General features: G+C 41.2%; 20 protein-coding genes. 7 read left to right on the forward strand and 13 right to left on the reverse strand.

The genetic code is table 11. The features are described from left to right. Window positions 1-17: 17 nt before the first annotated feature. Complete coding sequence (locus EV200_RS17500; protein ID WP_132534953.1) at window positions 18-722, reverse strand: hypothetical protein; 705 nt, start codon at window positions 720-722, stop codon at window positions 18-20. 21 nt (window positions 723-743) lie between these two features. Continuing rightward, window positions 744-1373, reverse strand: a complete 630-nt coding sequence (locus EV200_RS17505) for an outer membrane beta-barrel protein (RefSeq protein WP_165877962.1) — start codon at window positions 1371-1373, stop codon at window positions 744-746. A gap of 775 nt (window positions 1374-2148) precedes the next feature. Between EV200_RS17505 and EV200_RS17510 the strand changes: the two genes are divergently transcribed. Beyond that, a complete protein-coding gene (locus tag EV200_RS17510; RefSeq protein WP_132534957.1) occupies window positions 2149-2484 on the forward strand; it encodes a YnfA family protein in 336 nt (111 codons plus the stop codon). 21 nt (window positions 2485-2505) lie between these two features. On the opposite strand, the gene EV200_RS17515 is transcribed toward EV200_RS17510, so the two are convergent. From EV200_RS17515 to EV200_RS17555, 9 genes are read right to left on the reverse strand one after another with little or no spacing between them, the layout of a single operon-like run. Then, the gene (locus tag EV200_RS17515; RefSeq protein WP_132534959.1) at window positions 2506-3243 is read right to left on the reverse strand and encodes a metallophosphoesterase family protein; all 738 of its coding nucleotides are present in this window, start codon (window positions 3241-3243) and stop codon (window positions 2506-2508) included. Window positions 3244-3246: 3 nt separating this feature from the next. Then, the gene (locus tag EV200_RS17520; protein WP_132534961.1) at window positions 3247-4017 is read right to left on the reverse strand and encodes a metallophosphoesterase family protein; all 771 of its coding nucleotides are present in this window, start codon (window positions 4015-4017) and stop codon (window positions 3247-3249) included. A 10-nt stretch (window positions 4018-4027) separates the two neighbouring features. After that, a complete protein-coding gene (gene pafA / locus EV200_RS17525; RefSeq protein ID WP_165877963.1) occupies window positions 4028-5656 on the reverse strand; it encodes an alkaline phosphatase PafA in 1629 nt (542 codons plus the stop codon). A 2-nt stretch (window positions 5657-5658) separates the two neighbouring features. After that, a complete protein-coding gene (locus tag EV200_RS17530) occupies window positions 5659-6723 on the reverse strand; it encodes an ArsO family NAD(P)H-dependent flavin-containing monooxygenase (protein WP_132534965.1) in 1065 nt (354 codons plus the stop codon). Between the two features lie 47 nt (window positions 6724-6770). Beyond that, window positions 6771-7847 (reverse strand): ACR3 family arsenite efflux transporter, encoded by a 1077-nt coding sequence (gene arsB, locus EV200_RS17535; RefSeq protein WP_132534967.1) that lies wholly within the window; start codon window positions 7845-7847, stop codon window positions 6771-6773. A gap of 2 nt (window positions 7848-7849) precedes the next feature. Beyond that, window positions 7850-8269, reverse strand: coding sequence for an arsenate reductase ArsC (locus tag EV200_RS17540; RefSeq protein WP_132534969.1), 420 nt, complete (start codon window positions 8267-8269; stop codon window positions 7850-7852). Between the two features lie 12 nt (window positions 8270-8281). After that, window positions 8282-8773, reverse strand: coding sequence for a GNAT family N-acetyltransferase (locus EV200_RS17545; RefSeq protein WP_132534971.1), 492 nt, complete (start codon window positions 8771-8773; stop codon window positions 8282-8284). Between the two features lie 10 nt (window positions 8774-8783). Continuing rightward, complete coding sequence (locus EV200_RS17550) at window positions 8784-9251, reverse strand: DUF6428 family protein (protein ID WP_132534973.1); 468 nt, start codon at window positions 9249-9251, stop codon at window positions 8784-8786. Window positions 9252-9306: 55 nt separating this feature from the next. After that, entirely contained in the window at window positions 9307-9636 is a 330-nt protein-coding gene (locus EV200_RS17555; RefSeq protein ID WP_115401794.1) for an ArsR/SmtB family transcription factor, read from the reverse strand. A 174-nt stretch (window positions 9637-9810) separates the two neighbouring features. Between EV200_RS17555 and EV200_RS17560 the strand changes: the two genes are divergently transcribed. The 6 genes from EV200_RS17560 (at window position 9811) to EV200_RS17585 (ending at window position 13810) form a co-directional block, all read left to right on the forward strand. Next, window positions 9811-10581 carry a hypothetical protein gene (locus EV200_RS17560; protein ID WP_132534976.1) on the forward strand — a complete coding sequence of 257 codons (771 nt, stop codon included), beginning with the start codon at window positions 9811-9813 and terminating at the stop codon, window positions 10579-10581. Window positions 10582-10980: 399 nt separating this feature from the next. Further along, window positions 10981-11241 (forward strand): helix-turn-helix domain-containing protein, encoded by a 261-nt coding sequence (locus tag EV200_RS17565; protein WP_132534978.1) that lies wholly within the window; start codon window positions 10981-10983, stop codon window positions 11239-11241. After that, on the forward strand, window positions 11238-11543 hold the full coding sequence (locus EV200_RS17570) for a hypothetical protein (protein WP_132534980.1): 306 nt from the start codon (window positions 11238-11240) through the stop codon (window positions 11541-11543). Before EV200_RS17565 ends, EV200_RS17570 begins: the two co-directional genes overlap by 4 nt. A 274-nt stretch (window positions 11544-11817) precedes the next feature. Further along, complete coding sequence (locus EV200_RS17575; RefSeq protein ID WP_132534982.1) at window positions 11818-12195, forward strand: MobC family plasmid mobilization relaxosome protein; 378 nt, start codon at window positions 11818-11820, stop codon at window positions 12193-12195. Continuing rightward, window positions 12185-13168 carry a relaxase/mobilization nuclease domain-containing protein gene (locus tag EV200_RS17580; RefSeq protein ID WP_132534983.1) on the forward strand — a complete coding sequence of 328 codons (984 nt, stop codon included), beginning with the start codon at window positions 12185-12187 and terminating at the stop codon, window positions 13166-13168. Before EV200_RS17575 ends, EV200_RS17580 begins: the two co-directional genes overlap by 11 nt. Window positions 13169-13201: 33 nt before the next feature. Further along, entirely contained in the window at window positions 13202-13810 is a 609-nt protein-coding gene (locus tag EV200_RS17585) for a hypothetical protein (RefSeq protein ID WP_132534985.1), read from the forward strand. 161 nt (window positions 13811-13971) lie between these two features. Here the strand turns inward: EV200_RS17585 and EV200_RS17590 are convergent, their stop codons facing one another. Both EV200_RS17590 and EV200_RS17595 read right to left on the reverse strand, forming a co-directional pair. Further along, complete coding sequence (locus EV200_RS17590) at window positions 13972-17388, reverse strand: DEAD/DEAH box helicase (protein WP_132534987.1); 3417 nt, start codon at window positions 17386-17388, stop codon at window positions 13972-13974. Beyond that, window positions 17378-18871 carry a HEPN domain-containing protein gene (locus EV200_RS17595; protein ID WP_132534989.1) on the reverse strand — a complete coding sequence of 498 codons (1494 nt, stop codon included), beginning with the start codon at window positions 18869-18871 and terminating at the stop codon, window positions 17378-17380. The genes EV200_RS17590 and EV200_RS17595 overlap by 11 nt, the downstream gene beginning before the upstream one ends. Between the last annotated feature and the right edge of the window lie 82 nt (window positions 18872-18953).

An 18953-nucleotide genomic window follows, 5' to 3' on the forward strand; every position in this document is an offset into this window, starting at 1 on the left:
ATTCAGTGGCAATAGAATTATTTTGCTGACATTAACGATGCCTTTTTTATTAAGCCCTTAAATTGCTCAGGCAAAACATCAAAAGTATTTTGAGATGCTGATAAACCATCTTTATCTGTAAATATTCTGGTTGTACCAACAGGTACAAGAAAGATATTAGCATCATCACCCTCTTTTGATACCAGGTATTTGCTCCATATCATGTTTTTCATAGATCCCCCTGTTGCTTCCCCACTGATTACATCAAGCGCCACATAGTTAATACTGCCTGACTTACCCTTAGATTGCGAAAAAACAGTAAATAAATTGTTCTCACCTGATATATAAGTTGCATTATTATCGCCGCCAATATCAGTGCCATTATTTAATTCTTTATATTCCATGCTCACCGTATAATCCGTGGTGCTCTGATTTTTAAACTGAACTTTATAATCATTGAAATAAGTACCTTGACGGTTGCTGCCTGAATTATCAAATGTGCAATAGGCCGGACTAAATAAAAACACACCATTAATGGTAGGCGGTGTGGTACCACTATTGATGGTCATACCGTTTTTTTTCAGACTTTCAAGAATTTCTGGCGTAATCACATTGTTAACCACCATGGGGTATTTAGGTCCCAGCGGACCAGAAGGCGTTTCATCCTGCTTCTTCTTTTTACAGGCCACAAATAGCAGCGGAAATAACAATAACAGTGAAGATAATTTAAGTAGACTTTTCATAGGTTTTATTTTTTTTATAGATTACAGCTTAAATGCGATACCAACGTTCAACACTGCAAGACTTTGATAGCCCAGTTCTGCAAATACACTGGTATTATTAGAAAAATAATATTTACCACCTGCAAATAATCCGAAACCTATACCGCTGCCTGTAGTGCCGTTGAAGCCATCTTTGTCGCTCACACTGGCAATAACATAGCCAAGGCTGGCACCACCATAAACATCAAATTTAGGATCAAGCTTAAAAATTTCGTTAAAATGATAGGAACCACGGGCACCAATATAAAATGCATTCTGTTTAAAGCTGTAGTTTGAACCAGGCAAGTCTACATTGTACTTAGAGCTGGCATATGCCACTTGTCCGCCTACGCTGATTTCATCTGTAATACCTTTCTCAAAAGATACACTCGGGTTTACCGGAAGTGATGAAGAATAACCTGAACCAAAAAACGGACTTCCGATACCAATTCCCACATTGAGCAGGTTATCACCTTTACCATAAGCCCGAAGAGAAGAACTGTTGCTTCTGGAAGCCGTAGACTTAGTTTCAGTTTTGGCTTTTGGTGCAGCCTTACTTTTTGATTTAGACTGGGCTGCTGCAATAACGCCAATAGCCATAAAAAAGGACATCATTAATAATTGCTTTTTCATTAAAATCAATTGAATTACGTTTAAATAAAAGGATGTATTTGGATTTAAATAGGCCTTAAAAAAGCATTTAAAAGGTTGGTCAAAGATAAAACCGTTGCAATTGCCCATCCTATACCATTTTTTGGGTAATTTTTTATCATTAAAAAATGGGATGGTTGGATCTCGATCGTAATTCCCCTCTTTCAGAGGGGTGGTCGCAGACCGGGGTGTTAAAATCAGTTAATAAGATTGAAATCAGACTATTAGAGTTCTCTTTAATTCGCGTATGAAATTTGATTCTTATGATAATACATTAAATAATCAGAGAAATTTTCTGCTTGATCCAAAATAGCTTAATGATGGAGATGCGAATGAAAAAAATACAAAAGCCCTACATTTCTGTAAGGCTTTTCGTGATCCCGCTGGGATTTACACCTAGTGTAAAAATCAACGTTTGCAATATCTTAGAGTGGCTTTGAAATCCGAACTCCCCGAATAACGCACCTTTTGTTTAATAAATAATGATTGCAAATCCTATGTTCTAATATACAAACAATATGTTACTTATCAAAATATTGCCTCAAATAAATCACACATAAACAGCCATAAATTTGGTGCTTGCAATGACTTACAAATACCCTTCTGTTAATACCGACGAATAAATTTCATTAAGTTTAGAAAATCACTGCTATCATTTTTTTAATTTCATTATGTTTGTGTCCAAACACCTGCACATGGTAACCAAATATTACTAGCGAAAAGGAGTTAAACTCGAATTTAATCTTTAAAACAATATATGGAAGTTATCAGGTCGCTAGCTATATTTATACTTGCAGGAATATGTGAAATTGGTGGTGGTTACTTGATATGGTTATGGCTTAAAGAAGGTAAACCGTTATGGTATGGTATATTCGGTGCGGTGATCCTTGCTGCTTATGGAGTAATAGCTACGTGGCAGACTGCAAACTTTGGCCGTGTCTATGCGACCTATGGCGGCATTTTCATAGTTTTAGCCTTACTATGGGCATGGAAAGTAGAGGGGTTTAAACCTGATAAATGGGATATTATCGGTGCAACTATAGCTTTGATAGGGGCATGTATAATTATATACATGCCCAGAACCACTTCTTAAAATCATTAAATAAGGATATATCTAATTTGCGTTTCGTAAATTTTCAGCAAATTCATTGGGCAATGGACTATTTTCGATTGCTTTAGCTGATAATTCCACATCATATTCAACCCTTCTAAACTCAACTTTTATGCTTTCCTTTACAAGTGTTGAACTATCGTTGTTGATGGTTAAGATGGCGTAACAGCCTCTTACATCTCCATCTTTGGGCTTGCCAACAGACCCAAGATTAATTACATGCTTAAATTCGCCATTGGCGTCCTGCAGAATCCTATGATAAGGCTTATGTGAGTGACCAACAAAGAGCAGATCGGCGTCAGCTTCTTTTAGTAAGTCTAAAACATAGTTCTCTTCAGTATCAATAAGTATGTATTCGTCAATACTTCTGGTGCTTCCATGAGCAAATACCAGATTAAGCTTATTATTATTGAGTTTATATTCCAGCCGAATGTGGGCAGGAAGAGCCTTTAGGTAGTCTCTATTTCCTTGGTTAATCAGGTGATAAGCATATTTCTTACCCGCTTCATTTAAACTTTCAGAGGTGGTGATTATACTTTCGACTTTTTCATCATGGTTACCTTTCAAAGTCCCTATCGCCCGCCTTCGGATTTCATCAATGATTTCATTTGGATAAATGTGGTATCCCACCAAATCTCCAAGGCAATATACCATATCGGGTTTTTGGCTATCCATATCATTTAACATTGCGTCAAAGGCGGGAAGATTGGCATGTATATCTGAAAAAAGTGCTATTTTCATCGTCTATCCGTTACGTAACATATCTGCATATTCATTTGGCAGTGGACTTTCCTCTACCGCTTTCGCTGCTTTTTCTATATCATATTCAAAGCGGATAAACTCTACCTGAATACTTTCGCTTCTTGTTACGTTGCTATCTGGGTTGATGGTCAAGATCACATAACCTCCCCGTGGGTCTTTATCCTTTGGTTTACCAACCGATCCAATGTTAATGGCATGCCTAAAATGATCCCTTCCATCGGCACCTGAATTTAGTATACGATGATAGGGTTGATGGGTATGCCCAAAGCACATAATATCTGCATCTGCATGTTCCATAATCCGGATCATACTTTTCTCATTACGGTCTTCGAAAAGATACTCATTTACCTTTCGTGGACTTCCGTGTACCAATAAAATATTGCGCTTCTCATCATTCAATTGGTATTCCAGTCTGATGTGCGCAGGAAGGGTTCTCAGATAGGCACGCTGCTCATCCTTAACCACTTCGTTCGTATAAGAAATGGAAACCTTGCCCATTGCTTTTTCCTCATCGGTCTTGTAGGCACATCCGCAATCATCGCTAGATCTGCCAATGCCCCAATCATAATTGCCAGCAATTGTAGGAATACCTCTTTTTCTTATTTCGTCAATAACTTCATTAGGCCAGATATTATAGCCAACCAAATCGCCAAGGCAATAAACGGCGTCTGTATTTCTTGTTTCCAAATCTTTAAAAAATGCCTCTAGTGCAGGCAGGTTGGCGTGAATATCTGAGAATAGTGCTATTTTCATATGCTGAATTTTATTTGAATATATTTTGAATAACTGTACCTACATTACCCGAAGGCGGTTGTATATCCAGAAGGGCCGAAAGTGTTGGCGCAATATCGCTTACGTGAACCGATGAAAAATCGGTATCCTTTTTAATGCCTTTTCCATACCAAAGCATGGGAACATTTGTATCGTATCTGTATGTAGAGCCATGGGTTGTTCCAGTACCGGACTGACCTTCCAGATAGCCACTATTAAATACAACATTCACATCACCACACCGGTGATAAAAAAAGCCGTTCTGAAGCATTGTCAGCATGCCCATTGGATTTCCAGAAACCATGATCTGTTCCTTGTCGTAAGCGGCAAGTACATAAGGTTTTGTCAGTAGGTATGTTTTCATTGCAGCTACCACATCGGTCTGACTGATCTTGCTGTTGATTATGGCAAGTTCATCAAGATAGAACTGTTGGTTCTTGAAAACGGTTACCGGGGCAATACCGAACTTATCCTTAAGAAAAATATTCAGGCTATCCTTTAATTTGTGCCCCCCATAACCGCCCGGAAATTTATTATCCGTTAAAAAATTAGGATTATCTGCTGCTCCGTGATCTGCCGAAATACAGATTACATAGTTATTTTTGCCTACCTTTTTGTCGAGGTACTCTAAAAACTCTTGCAACTGGAGATCAAATCTGATGTACATATCTGCAACTTCTACAGATCGGGGGCCAAACTGGTGTCCGATATAATCTGGTGAAGAAAAACTGACATTGAGCAGATCTGGCGTTTCATGGCTGCCTAATGCCTCACCTTCGATCGCTGCCTTTGCCATATCAAATGTTAGGCGATTGCCATTTGGGGTGCTTCTGATCAGCCCAAGATTTCCCTTTTTTCGTATGGAAGGGATATCATGGGGAAACACTGGCGACTGTTCGCCGCTAAATTTACCTTCGTATGGAACATCATCTGGAGTAGCAAATTTTGCATATTCTGCCATGGGCAATAGGGTTTCCCACTTTTCAGTGAGATATTGCTCTGTCAATTTCTTATCATTGAACTGGGTTAACCATGAAGGTAAGGTTTTGGTATAATAGGTACTTGAAATAAAACTCCCATTACTTTCATCAAACCAGTAAACCCCTGAAGCATTGTGTCCTGCGGTTAATATCGCCGCCCTATCCTTGAGTGCAATTCCAATCACCTTTGAACGAAAATTTGTTGCGAGCCGCAGTTCGTCGCCAATGGTAGTCGTTAATAGATTTGCTGGTGATTGCAGGCCTGCAATAGATTTTGATCCTACGGTCTGCACATTTTCATCTTCTGTACAATAGACCGATCTTTTCTTATTCCTGTCGTACCAGTCATTTCCTACAATCCCGTTCAACGATGGTATTGAACCTGTTGATATGCTCGCATGTCCAGCAGCGGTATAGGTTGGAAAGAAGTTATAGTTCGCGTTCTTATTGTTGTAGCCGCCATTGATGATCCTCTTGAAACCGCCATCACCGAATTTGTCCCAGTATCTTCCAACATAATCGCCACGCATCTGATCGATGACCATCATCACCACCAGTTTTGGTTTTTCAGCTTGCTGCGCCCTTAACGATCCTACGGATAGACAAATCATTAAAAAAGGTAAAAGAAATTTTCTTCTCATAGTCATTTAGATATTAAAATATTTAAGTAGGTAGCGACCAATTCAATGGTTTGTTTTGCCGAACGGCCGACACCTATCAAAGTGGCGGAGGCAAATCCAGTCCAGTTGCCATAGCCAACAAGATATAATCCTGGTACAACTGTAGATTTGGTTTCGATAGTTTTAATCCTGCTGTCTTCGTCTACGATGTTCAACGAATTCAAGTGATCCGTTGCAGACCTGAACCCTGTACACCAGATAATTGTATAGAACTGTTCTCCAATTCCCTCAGGCCACAGTACTCCCGTTTTTGTAAGCGCTTTAAAAGTCTGTTTAAATTGCAATGCACCTCGCTCTCTTGCCTCAACAACAGGTGGTACCATTACTATTTTGCCTAAGCTGTATTGAGAAGCATCGAATTCTTTTCCTGCCTGCATGGCATGGTACTTTGCGGAAGCCACATCGAAGAGTACTCTTCCGTCAACCTCATCAGGCAGGTACTCTGGTTCACTCTGTACGGCCCAAGTTGCTGTTGCAACCTTCGAAACTTCAGCCAGTATTTGGGCACCGGAATTTCCATTGCCTACAACCAATACTTTCTTGGCTTTAAAATTGTTTGGATTTTTATAATTGGCAGAATGTATTTGCTGCCCGTCAAATAGGTCTGAACCCGGTACAAATGGGATAAAAGGTTTTTTCCATGTGCCAGTGGCAGAAATCAGCACTTTACATTCGTAGCTATCTTGATTAGTTTCTAATTGGAAACCATTTTCTGTTTTGATTACCTCATTAACTGATACCGATCTTTGGACTTTAACTTTATAATGTTTTTCATATTCGTTGAGGTAAGCTATCACCTCATCTTTGGACGGAAACTTACGTTCAGATTTAGGCATCATCCTGCCAGGCAGCGAACTATATTCGGAAGGAGAGAACAAGGTTAACGAATCCCACGTATGCAACCAAGCTCTGCCTGCTTCATTTTGATCGTCCAAAATTAGATAGTCCAATCCTCTTCGCTGTAGAAAGTAGGCACAGGCCAATGCGCTTTGCCCACCCCCGATGATAATGATGTCGTATCTATTCATTATTTATTTGGCAAAAGACTAATGTCAGTTATATGAGAGCTTTTAACTTAGGCGGCGGTTTCTGTCTTATAGTATTTTTTCCTGAACCAGAAAGCAAGGTTCACTAAAGCGATCAGCGCAGGAACCTCAACCAGAGGGCCAATTACACCCGCAAATGCCTGTCCTGAATTGATTCCGAATACTCCAATTGCTACAGCAATAGCCAGTTCAAAGTTATTTCCTGTAGCTGTAAAAGCAATTGATGTACTTCTAGAATAGTCCGCCCCAAAATATTTCCCTGCAAAAAAGCTAATTACAAACATGATGGAAAAATAAATGACCAGCGGGATGGCAATTCGTACAACGTCCATTGGTATTTTAACGATCAGGCTCCCTTTAAGACTGAACATGATGACGATGGTAAAGAGTAATGCAACTAAGGTAATCGGAGAGATTAATGGAACGAACTTATTTTGAAACCACTCTTCACCTTTTAGTTTAATTAAAGAATATCTGCTGATGATTCCCATTGCGAAGGGCAGACCTAAGTAGATACCTACAGATTTAGCAATCTCGCCAATGGTCACATCAATTTCAAGGCTTTTTAATCCGAAGTAAGGCGGTAAAATCGTAATGAAGACATAGGCAAAAACACTGTATAATAACACCTGAAAAATACTGTTTAAAGCAATCAGACCAGCCGCATATTCCCTGTTACCCTCTGCCAATTCATTCCAAACGACCACCATTGCAATACATCGGGCAAGTCCAATCAATATTAGTCCAACCATATATTCGGGATAGTCCCTTAGAAAGGTCACGGCCAGAAAGAACATCAATAATGGGCCAATTACCCAATTGAGTACCAACGAAACACTAAGCACTTTGGTATCTTTAAACACTTCTCCCATTTTTTCATATTTCACCTTGGCCAGTGGCGGGTACATCATTAAGATCAAGCCAATTGCAAGAGGGATATTCGTTGTCCCACTTGAAAATGAATTTATAAAGCCAGCCGAAGAAGGTACAAAGTAGCCAACACCAACACCGATTGCCATAGCAATGAAAATCCACAGGGTCAAGTATCTGTCTAAAAATCCAAGTTTTTTACGTTCTGCCACAGGGGCACAATTGTTAGCACTCATTATTATTTGTTTATGTATTGGTTTACAAAATCTGCTGAATAAGCTTTAATCAGCTCACGTACCTTTCTAAATTCAGCCATGACTTCTTCTGCGCTGCCGGTTGCTTTTGCCGGGTCAGGAAAGTTCTGATGAAAGCGGTCTACTTTGCCGGGAAAGAATGGACAAGCCTCATTGGCATTATCACAAACCGTAATTACAGCATCAAATGGAATTGTTGAATATTCATCTACATGGTTCGAAGTATGCGCTGAAATGTCAATATGATCTTCTGCCATTACCTGGATGGCTTTAGGGTTAACACCATGTGTTTCTATTCCTGCACTATAAATCTCCGCCTTATCCCCTGCGAAATGTCTCAAATAGCCTTCTGCAATTTGACTGCGGCAACTATTGCCAGTACATAGCACCAATACTTTTTTCATTTATGACTAAATTTAATCTTGACCTGTTATTTTACTTCTTCGTTCTAATAATACTGTATCTCTCCACACGCCATCCATCTTTCCAATTCTTTCCCGGTAGCCGACCTGCCGAAATCCAAGTTTTTCATGCAGCGCCATACTTGGTAGGTTCTCTGGAAATATTCCAGCCTGCAGCGTCCAAATGTTTCCTTTTTCTGTTTCGGTTATCAATTTTTGAAGCAATGATTTACCTACACCCTGACCCCGAAAGTTCTCATGGATGTATACGCTGACTTCTGTTACCCCGGCATACACACACCTGCCGGAAACAGGGGTTAATGCTGCCCATCCTGCAATAATGTTATTGACCATTGCCAGGTATCTAAAACCGGGAAGATGGGTTTTATCCCATTCTTCCCATGACGGTGCATCTGTTTGAAAAGTCGCTTGTTTTGTAGCTATTCCTTGCAGATAAATTGACTTAATATCTTCCCAATGAAGGGGCATCAGTTCAACGATCTCCATATTAACGGTATTAGCAGCAGCCACCACCTGGGGTACAAGCTGCACCAGAAGCCAGATTTACCATTTCAACTTTTTGTTTTTCAGCTGGGACACCACATTTGTCCATTGCAAGACATGCTGTTTTCTTAGCGAGCAAAAGAAAGTTTTCTCCATCATAACCCAAGTCATATTTACCAATGGTCTCTGCCTGATATTCCACCTCAATCTCTGAATCTTCCATTCCCAATACCCTTTCTGAAAGTGAAATGATATTTAGCAGTTTTCCTGCTTTCAACCTGTGATCATAATCATTAGCATCCCATAATTGGAAATTAGCCACTTTTTCATGGCGTACGGTACCACCACAATCAATAAAGTCCTTTGTGATCATTCCTACTTCTGTTACATGGAAATGTTCTGGTACTGAATTGCCATTTTCAAGTTTAAAATTTACACCTTCAGCCGTAGCAAGGATTTCTTTTATTTCTGATAGTTTCATAATTATATATTTAAAGTATTATTGCAATTTAACGATTGATTTGACTAAAAAAAGGTTAACAGCAAGCTGTTTCTCCTTTGTATTCCCCAAGAAACGCACCTAATTGTGTTTCCAATAATTTCCATGTTTTTGGATTGATACAATAACAAACGCTAACACCTTCTATTGTACCCTGTATAATCCCAGCATTCTTCAGCTCTTTTAAATGTTGTGATATCGTAGCCTGCGCTAAACCAAGTTCGCCAACGAGATCACCACAAATGCATGTGTTAGAAATCAGTATTCTTTGAAGAATAGCGATACGTGCAGGATGAGCCATAGCCTTTAATAAAGTTGCAAGCTGGTTCTGCTCATCTGTAAATATTTCTGTTTTTGTAAGTCCCATAATTTTATATTGCAATATTACGATGCATCTTGACGTATTCCAAATTTTTTGTATAAAAAAATTCTTCTTCTTCAAAAATGAATTTGATTGGACAATGTTCCTGATCCGGTTTAGTGCTATTTACATAAGCGTAAGAATGTGTAAATTTGAAAAAACACTTTCAATCAGCTGCTTATGAGTATTAGCTATTTTAAACTCCGTGACCGTTTTGATTTTAGTACTGACACCTTGGACATTGGAAACCCCATATCTTGGAGCCGTAAAAATTTTTTAAGGCATTTGTTTATAAGAATTTTTGCAGTCAGAGAAGAGCGCATTGAAAAATTTTACCAACGGCATCTTAATTACTATTTGGAACAACATCCCAACGGCAATGAAGAAACTTTTTTTAGGCATCTATGGGATTTGATAGATCGTCAACTTAAAGTACTACTGCTCAAAGATATTTATGACAAAGACCATATCCGAAATGAGCGTGAAATCCGAAAGCTTAAAAAATTCACCGAAGTATTGATCTCACATGACCGGTGGAATTTACATAAATCTACAGAAGCAGTTGTAGCAGCGCAGGAATTAGAAATCCATGCCTTAAATCAAAAGACCATCCAGTTAACAGCAGACTTAGCAGAATACCGTCAATTTGATGGTTACATTTTAATCAGAGACGGGCAGGCATTGGCTTTACTAGATTTATGTATAAAAATGCAAATGCTGAAAGCCACAGACGATGGAGCTTTCTTAATTACTCCTGCACAAAATACTTGGGCAAAGATGATAAGTAAATACTTTAGGGAGGTTGATAATGAAAATACAGGTCAGACCAAGGAAATCAAAATAGAAAGATTAAGGTACTATTTACGGGGTATTGACCCTCAAGACCCTAGAAAAAGGGAACACGAGATACCGAAAAAACATCAACTTTACACGATCTCCCGCTCAAAATAGATAGATAAGAGTTTTGTAGTTTGCCGAAATCCACCAAAGAAATAGCTTTTTAATCAATTGGTATTGAGCTATTTAATTAACTAAGGCAAAGACCTCCAAATCAATCATTTTACCACCCAGACTTCGTGGTAAATTAAAGTTAGTTCCATAACATTCTTTTGTTCCAAAACAAAGGTTATGGAAATCACAAAAAAACAATTCCCTTCCCATTGCATACATGATGCAATCAGTTCGGTTCAACTTAGCAGGTCATTGCTTAGGCTTGATAGTTCCTAAGCGCTAAGCTGGATATTCAGCTAACTCATTAGCTGTATATCCAGCCTAATAACCCCATAGTTATACCGATACTCAGTTATACACTAAAAAATATACTAATCATCAATTCAAGGAGGAATAAGAATGCAACTGGAAATTATCACAAAAGACGATTTAAAGCAGTTTAAGGCCGAACTGCTGAACGACATTAAGAATATTGTTAGACCACAGGAAAAAGCTCAGCAATGGCTAAAAAGCGCCGAAGTGCGCAAACTGCTGAACATCTCACCGGGCACCCTGCAAAATTTACGCATCAACGGTACGCTGCGATTTACCAAGATCGGCGGGATGATGTACTACAAACTGGAAGACATCAACAAGCTGCTAGAGGGAGGTAACCAATGACAGAAACAGGCATCCATAACAAGGCGGCGGACTATTCCAAACTGGTCAGGCGCATGGGTACAGACAGCCGGATGCTGGCCACCCATGTCAGCCTGTTTGCCGCACTTTTTGTCTGCTGGCAACATGGCGGGTTTGCCAGTCCCTTTGCTGTTACACGTAAAAAGCTCATGGCATACAGCCGGATTGCATCGGTTGCCACATACCATAAATGCATCAAAGAACTAGATGCATTTGGGTACATCCGCTACCAGCCATCATACCACCCGATCAGGGGCAGCCTGGTCTACTGGCCACCCGGTTGAGCTGGGGCAACCGACCAGAAAGGTGCCGGGAAATCCCGGCGAAGTTTAGAGCCCTGACACTCCTTACAGGAGCCATCAAGGCATGGAAACCGCTAAGGTTTGCCGAAGCTTTTAGAAGGTCTAACTTATGCGCTTTGTAGGGAGCGAGTTAATGTTTTTGCTATACAAAAACCCGGATTCACCCTTAAGGGATGCCCCGGACTCGCTCCCGTTGGTCGGTTAAAAAAAGGAATTAAGAAGGGATCTAACACAGATTTGGAAAGGAACACAGCGCATGAAAACAGCGACAACTGGTAGTGAAATAAAGAAAAAAAGGGTACCTGGCAGACCAAGAAAAACGATCAGCCGTAGTGACCTGCTTATGATCCGGTTAACCCCGACGGAAAAACAACTGATCGGGCAACGGGCGAAAAATGCGGGGCTGAAACCGAGCGAATGGTTCCGCAGGGCGGCAAAAAGTGCCAGGGTTTTCCCCCGCTTTACCCCGGAGGAAAGCGGATGGTTCAGGATGCTATCAGGGATGGCCAATAACCTGAACCAGTTGACCCACCTTGCCCACGTGGAAGGGTTGCCTACGCTGGCTTTAAAATGTCAGGCGCTGATCAGGCAGATCGAAGAACTGTTAACCAAGATCAGCAGCCATGATGGGTAAACCGATCACAGGAAGAAGCTTCGGGGGCTGTGTCCGCTACATCGTGGACAAGCCCGAAGCGAAGATCCTTTTTGCCGAGGGTGTAAGGATGCAGAACGCCACCACGCTGACCAATGATTTTAACCTGCAACGAAAAATGAGGCCGGAACTGGGTAAGGCGGTCGGGCATCTGGTCTTAAGTTGGAGTAAGGAAGACCTGCCCAAACTGACCGATAAGATCATGCTGGAGCATGCCAAAGAGTATATGCAGAAGATGGGTATCCGGGATACGCAGTATGTAGTTGTACGTCACCATGATAGATTGCACCCACATCTGCACGTGGTTTATAACCGGGTCGATAACAAAGGGGCAACGATCACCGATAAAAATAATTACGCACGCAATATCAAAGCATGCAGGGAGCTTACCTTAAAATACGGTTACCATTGGGGCAAGGGTAAAGAGCAGGTCAACAGGCAGGCTTTAAATGGCAGGGAAAAGATCAGGTATGAACTGTATGATTCCATCAAGGCGGCTATGAAAACATCCACGAACTGGAAAGAGCTGGAAGCGAAGCTAACATTACGGGGTATCGGTATCGTCTATAAGTTCAAAAGTGGCACTAAAGAAGTGCAGGGCATTTCCTATGAGAAGGGCGAGATTAAAATGAAGGGTTCCGCCATTGACCGGAGTTTGAGCTTTTCCCGTATGGATGCACAGCTAAACCGTAACCAGCAGGTACAGGATTACCATGCCGCAAGGGAGGCACATCAGCCCTCACTGGCGCAGCAGTTACGGGAGACAATCCGGCAGGACATTCATGCCGAGCATGGGCATAGTCCTAATGCGTCTGGTGTAGTTGAAAACCTGCTGAATATCCTGCTTAGCCCGGAGTTTGTGCCATCGGCACCAGATCCGGTAGGAGACGCAGAAATAGCCCGGAGGAAACGAAAGAAACATCAGGCAGAGCAATCCCAGGGTGTAACCAGATAAATAAACAAAAATTCACCAACAAAATTCAATGTTATGGAACAGGACGAATTAGAAGAAAAAGTAACAATGGCCGAAGAACTAATTTTGGGCTTAGTCAAGCGTATGGAAGTCATTGAAAGCGAACTACCAGAATTTTTAAAGTCGTTTTTAGAACAGTATAAAGAGACTTTAGCTAACATCTCTGGCCAGATAGAAAAATCCAACAAGCGTTATGACGATCAGAAGATCAGCCAGCAGATCGATCAGGTCAAAGACCTCGTGGGTACCACGCCAAAGGTAATCACCGTAAAAAACGAACATCACCACCATTTCGGGGCATGGTCAAAAAACCTCATCATTGGTGTTGCAGCCTGTTTCCTAATCACAGCCTCATCTTTCGGAACAGCTTTGTACCTGAACCACAAAAACAACCTTCTTGCGGCCAACGACATCAAGTTTCGTGCGATTAGGCAGATCGCCCCTAAATGGGGACATTGGGCGGATACGACCTACAGCCGTAATCCACAGGCGATGGAAGAGAATACTATTAAACTTGAAACCGAGGCGTTGGAAAAAGCCTATGCGGAAGAAGTTGCCAGAGAAACGGCAGAAGAGGCGAAGCAGGCCAGGAAGCGGCTGCATTCGCTGAAAAACAAAGATTGAGTTTGTTTATGTGAAATGATAAATATAAGAGGTGCGACTAAATGCAATCTAGGTGACGATATGAAATAATTTGCCATTCAATAAATAATGAATGGCAAATCAGAGGGGGCGATCATTTCAAACCCTTTGCTTTTTTTAATGGTAAGACTGTACCTGTATCACTATCCAAATAATTTAAGCAGGTCATCTTTTCCAAGGGATTTCAATATACCCTCATCGGTCGGGATCAGTTCACCCGCAAGCTTTCTTTTTTTGTCCTGTATCTCCAAAATCTTTTCTTCTAAAGTGTCTTTACAGATCATCCGGTAGGCCATTACATGTTTATCCTGCCCAATCCGGTAACAGCGGTCAATTGCCTGATTTTCTACAGCAGGGTTCCACCAAGGGTCTACCAGATAGACATAATCGGCAGCGGTCAGATTTAGTCCCGTTCCGCCTGCTTTCAGGCTGATCAGAAATACCCTGCAAGCCTCATTTTCCTGAAAGTTGGTCACCGCTTCCTTTCTTTTATTTAAAGTGGTTTTTCCATCCAGGTATGCGTAAGCTATGCCCTGTTGTTCCAATCCTGATCTGATTAAGCCCAGCATTCCGGTAAAAGCTGAAAAAATCAGCAGTTTATGGCCTGTTGTCTTCTCCATAATATGTTCCATCAGTTCGATAATTTTGCAGGAATGTCCATCGAAATCGGGTGCATCTTTGATTAATACAGGGGAGTTACAAATTTGCCTAAGTGTCATTAAGCCTTTTAATACGTACAGTTTGGAATTTTCCAGTCCGATGGTATCAATCTTATCGGTCAGGTAAGTTTTAAACTCCTTACGGTACCTGTCATAAATTTTTCGCTGGGCAGGTTCCATTTCGCACCATATGGTCATTTCTGTTTTAGGAGGCAGATCGGTTGCGACCTGTTTTTTGGTGCGCCTTAAAATAAAAGGCTTAGTCATTTTTAGTAAAGTTCCAGCCCGCTCTTTATCTTCATGATCTCCCTTTGCTGCAAGGTTATCCTTAAACATTCTTAGGCTTCCGAAAAAACCGGGGTTCACAAAATTCATCAGCGCATACAGATCGGAAGAACTATTTTCAACTGGTGTTCCGGTAAGCGCAAGCCTGTTCTGCGCATCAAAGAGCATCACCATCTTAAACTTTTGTGAAAACGGGTTCTTAATCGCCTGTGCTTCATCCAGGATCACGTAATCAAAGCTGGTCGTGAGCAAAAAAGCAACGTCGACAGCAGCGGTACCATAGGAAGTGATGATGAGGTCATACTTCTTTAATTCAGATACAACCTTTTCCCGTACGGTTCCATGAAATACCAGCACATTTAATTCTGGACAAAATTTTGCCGCTTCTTCCTGCCAGTTATATAGCAAAGACGTTGGGGCTAACAGCAGATGCGGAGCAGCAGCAAGCCCTTTATTCTTAAGATATTGAAGCAGGGAAAGTACCTGTAATGTTTTTCCCAGCCCCATATCATCGGCCAGCAGACCGCCCCATTTTAAGGAATGCAGGTGGCACAACCAGCTATAACCTATTAACTGGTATGGCCGCAATACCGCATTTAGATTATCAGGAACTGTAACCAGTGGTATTTTTTCCTGCTCACTAAACAGCTTTTCTCTTGCTGCTATCATATTTGCAAGATCAGGTCTTTCCACTTTATTGTATAGCTGATCTATAAGCGTATAGTATTGCCCGGCAAGTTTTACACCTTTATCGGTCAGTGTGCCACTTCGGAAAACGGTACTTAGCTTTGTAAAAAAATCATCGGGTAAATGCGCAGTCTTTCCATTGGAAAGCGTTAAGGTAGTGGATCGCTTTTTAAGGGCTTTCTGGATTTCTTCTGGACTTAGTTCAACTTCGCCAAAAGTCACAGATACCCCAATATCAAACCAGCCTTTTTCCTCCTGTACGTTTACTGCTATATCCGGTAGCTGTATATGGAAATCAATACCTGTAAGGTTTTCCAAACCCATAAAAGTAACATCTGGATCATTGAGGTTATAGATCGTTCTGGCAAACCAGAGTTCGGCTCCAAGGGTATCTTTGGACAGGTAAAAATATGGCAATGCTCCCTGTTTCTCAAATGCGGGGTGAAGCTCCATAAAAAATATTTTGAAGGCCAATTCCTCCGATTTGTTTCGTTGCAACACCTGCACGTGGTCATTTTTAATTTGTAGCAATTCAGTGCCACCGGACTGGACAGGAATGTCCAATCCTCCCTCGTATACTATCTCTGGGATAAAAGCAACATATTCACCTTGATCCAGCGTCCTGATGCGTTTTGATTTTGCAGTAAGCTCCTGTGGCGCTGTTCTTTTTGTCAGCTCGAAGGTTAACGGATAATTCAATGCCAGTTTGAATAAAATGAGTTGGTTAAACTCTTCAAGGTCATTTTCAAGAACGGTAAAAGTTCCCCCGGCTTTAACCAGTTCGCCGATGGCCTGGCCTTCTTCCATGCTAAAAAACTGGTAAAACAAACCGGGCACCTGTTCCAGCGAAAGGAAAAATGGGTCTCCGGCAGGCAACACCTCGCCAATGTCAAAATCCGTTCCGTTTAACTGCGCCTTAACCCTAAGCTTATAATGGCCTTTATGCTGGGAAAAGGTAAACCCGAATGATACCCGTTCATCTGATAGCGCAATCGGTCTCATCGTGTTTTTTGGGAGGCTCCCTTTGTAGGGCAGCTTATTGTAAAAGGTGTGGTAAAACAGTTGACCTTGCGCTTTCAACACTGGTACTATTCTTTTCCAATAGTTAAAAGCGGTATGCCGCAAGGCTGTTCTTTCTTCACCGGGAGCGTATTTGTATTGCTTGTGTACTGTTTCAAAATTTAAGAGCTGGTCAAAATCCCGGCTGTAGGAATGCAGTAACTTGCCTGCTGAATCTAAGCGTTCTGGTGCCAGTGCAGGATCATAAAAGTTGACGAAGGATTTGATAGCCGTACCTTTAGCATGCCCTAGTGCCTGGCAAGGGATCAGAAAAGGGACATTAAAATCAGAGTGCGCCGCAATGACATAAGCCACCAGGCCGTAATCTTCTTCATTTGTTTTTACTGGCAATGGGCAAAATGAAGGGTACAATATAAAGCGCCCAGGCTCTATAGCACTTTCGTAGTTATAAATATGGCCGTATTCCGGTTTAGGGACAGCAGTAACACCATAGTGGTAATGTGCTTTCAGCGTCAGATACTCTTCAAAGAAAGCGGTATCGGTAAAGGGATATTTTTTAAAACGCTCAAAAAAACCAAATTCCCTTCTTTCAATCATCTTGGTGAATAGTTTGGTAACGTGCCAGCAAAGCCGTGTGACTTCAGTTCCGCAGTTACAGGATACCAGGATATAATCTTTGATCATGATGATTTCCTGCTGATGATAATCCCGCCATCCTGAACGAATGGTCAATGTACGGCCTTTAAATCGGGTAATTTCATAGCTACAGTACGGGTAGTTTTCCGCTTCCGGTTCCTCTACGGTAATCAGATCAGCTGGGTGTGGCAACTGTGTTACCTCATTCAGCAGTAATTTGTAAGGCGTTGATGCTTTTCTTTTAGGCGAATTTTCCGGGTTTTTATTGTTCATTTTGAGCAGTATTTATCAGGCGTTCATAATTTTCTATCCAGTTCACGAATGTTTCTTCCGCAAATGAATGCAGGTCTCTGACCCGATCAAAAAGAATATCCAGGTCGGTAGGTTCGATAGTGTATTTCTCATGGTACCTGTAACCCAGGTAAGCACCTTCGAATACGGTCAGCAGACGTTCGTCTTCAGCACTGCCGCTATCCATCAGTAATGATAATTTGGTGGTGAGGCGTAAACTGAATTTGAGCAGCGCTTTTATGCTATGTGTCGTTTTGTCTTGCGTGGTTAGCGACCTGTTTAACGCCCTTAGAGATAGTTCAGCAGCTTGGTGCAGCATGAAGGCAGATAATATCACGTTGTCATTTCGGTAGGTATGGGCAGCAGTATAAAAGGTTTTGGCTTTGGTAAGCCCGGTAGAAAAGTCCTGCCTGGTTTTTTCTATTTTTTCAGGCCTGCTATCCAGTCGCAATGCTGGCAAAGGTTTGCTGCCGTCATCGTACACCAGGCTTTCAGCATTACAGGCCATGGAAAAATAAATATGTCCTTCACTAACCATCTTATGAAAAAATGAGCTTTTAAATAAGGTACAGCTCAAATGAAGGTGTTTGAGGAATGCAAATTTTACGATAGTCTCTATTTCCTCGAATGTCTGCGGATATTTTTCGGGGATGACCAAGATCAGATCGGCATGGTCTTTACCATCCGGGTCACTTCGATGGTTTAAGCAGTAAATCTTTTCCGGCTCGATAACATCTGCGATAAAGTTGATAACTGCCGGGAAGTTCTTTTCGGTAAACCTCATCAGCGGGATAGGGTTGACCATGAGAGCGGCCTCTTCTTCCTCATCTTCAAATTTGAAATCCCCGGCGTGATGCAATTTAATGTAAGGCAGAGATTTAGTTTCACAGACCAGCCCCATAGCCTCTATCGTTTTCTCTATATATTCCCTGATCAATACCGTTTCATAGACTTTTTCATCATAGATGTCATCTAGTTTCACGTCACCTTTTGTACAATACAAAACAGAATCTAAAATGCCCCTCCAGTCTTCTAAACTTTTATAGCCGAAGAATTCTTCAAAAAATATCCGTACATCGTTGACCTCCGTTCCGTGGAGCGTTCGAAAATGCAAAGCCGGAAAAGGCTTGTGTTTGCTTTCGGTATATATTTCAAAGGGATGGTCAGAAAACCTGTACAGCGGATGATTGGTACTTAGTTTAAAGTCTTCCTTGCTTTCATTTAGTACGTAAGCCAGTTCCAATAGTTTTACAAACTGCTGCTGATGGTAATAATAGCTGTCCTTATTGCCGTAATACCCGTTGGAGCAGGCTGTTTTAATCAGGTCGATCATTCCAAAGCGGAAAGATTCAATATGGTTTTCGTCGCAGAAAAAGCATACGATTTGAAAATGCGGATTATTTATATCTTTTTCTTTTAAATAGCGGAAAGAGGTTTTTTCGCTAACGGTTGGTTCTTGTTTCATGTTAGGCTTTAATTAGTTCAAGCCAAAGAACCAAAACCTGCAAAGTCTATATTAATCTTTCAGTCCATTTTTTAGATGATTT

Source organism: Pedobacter psychrotolerans (assembly GCF_004340665.1).
GTDB classification, from domain to species: Bacteria; Bacteroidota; Bacteroidia; order Sphingobacteriales; family Sphingobacteriaceae; genus Pedobacter; species Pedobacter psychrotolerans.

Bases quoted from the DNA above. Each gene is read 5' to 3' on its own strand.
- EV200_RS17575 (WP_132534982.1), top strand. From the start codon at position 11,818: ATGAAAACAGCGACAACTGGTAGTGAAATAAAGAAAAAAAGGGTACCT.
- EV200_RS17555 (WP_115401794.1), bottom strand. From the start codon at position 9,636: ATGGGACTTACAAAAACAGAAATATTTACAGATGAGCAGAACCAGCTT.
- EV200_RS17550 (WP_132534973.1), bottom strand. From the start codon at position 9,251: ATGAAACTATCAGAAATAAAAGAAATCCTTGCTACGGCTGAAGGTGTA.
- EV200_RS17560 (WP_132534976.1), top strand. From the start codon at position 9,811: ATGAGTATTAGCTATTTTAAACTCCGTGACCGTTTTGATTTTAGTACT.
- EV200_RS17520 (WP_132534961.1), bottom strand. From the start codon at position 4,017: ATGAAAATAGCACTATTCTCAGATATTCACGCCAACCTGCCTGCACTA.
- EV200_RS17505 (WP_165877962.1), bottom strand. From the start codon at position 1,373: ATGAAAAAGCAATTATTAATGATGTCCTTTTTTATGGCTATTGGCGTT.
- EV200_RS17570 (WP_132534980.1), top strand. From the start codon at position 11,238: ATGACAGAAACAGGCATCCATAACAAGGCGGCGGACTATTCCAAACTG.
- pafA (WP_165877963.1), bottom strand. From the start codon at position 5,656: ATGAGAAGAAAATTTCTTTTACCTTTTTTAATGATTTGTCTATCCGTA.
- EV200_RS17585 (WP_132534985.1), top strand. From the start codon at position 13,202: ATGGAACAGGACGAATTAGAAGAAAAAGTAACAATGGCCGAAGAACTA.
- arsB (WP_132534967.1), bottom strand. From the start codon at position 7,847: ATGAGTGCTAACAATTGTGCCCCTGTGGCAGAACGTAAAAAACTTGGA.
- EV200_RS17545 (WP_132534971.1), bottom strand. From the start codon at position 8,773: ATGGAGATCGTTGAACTGATGCCCCTTCATTGGGAAGATATTAAGTCA.
- EV200_RS17590 (WP_132534987.1), bottom strand. From the start codon at position 17,388: ATGAACAATAAAAACCCGGAAAATTCGCCTAAAAGAAAAGCATCAACG.
- EV200_RS17540 (WP_132534969.1), bottom strand. From the start codon at position 8,269: ATGAAAAAAGTATTGGTGCTATGTACTGGCAATAGTTGCCGCAGTCAA.
- EV200_RS17530 (WP_132534965.1), bottom strand. From the start codon at position 6,723: ATGAATAGATACGACATCATTATCATCGGGGGTGGGCAAAGCGCATTG.
- EV200_RS17580 (WP_132534983.1), top strand. From the start codon at position 12,185: ATGATGGGTAAACCGATCACAGGAAGAAGCTTCGGGGGCTGTGTCCGC.
- EV200_RS17500 (WP_132534953.1), bottom strand. From the start codon at position 722: ATGAAAAGTCTACTTAAATTATCTTCACTGTTATTGTTATTTCCGCTG.
- EV200_RS17510 (WP_132534957.1), top strand. From the start codon at position 2,149: ATGGAAGTTATCAGGTCGCTAGCTATATTTATACTTGCAGGAATATGT.
- EV200_RS17515 (WP_132534959.1), bottom strand. From the start codon at position 3,243: ATGAAAATAGCACTTTTTTCAGATATACATGCCAATCTTCCCGCCTTT.
- EV200_RS17595 (WP_132534989.1), bottom strand. From the start codon at position 18,871: ATGAAACAAGAACCAACCGTTAGCGAAAAAACCTCTTTCCGCTATTTA.
- EV200_RS17565 (WP_132534978.1), top strand. From the start codon at position 10,981: ATGCAACTGGAAATTATCACAAAAGACGATTTAAAGCAGTTTAAGGCC.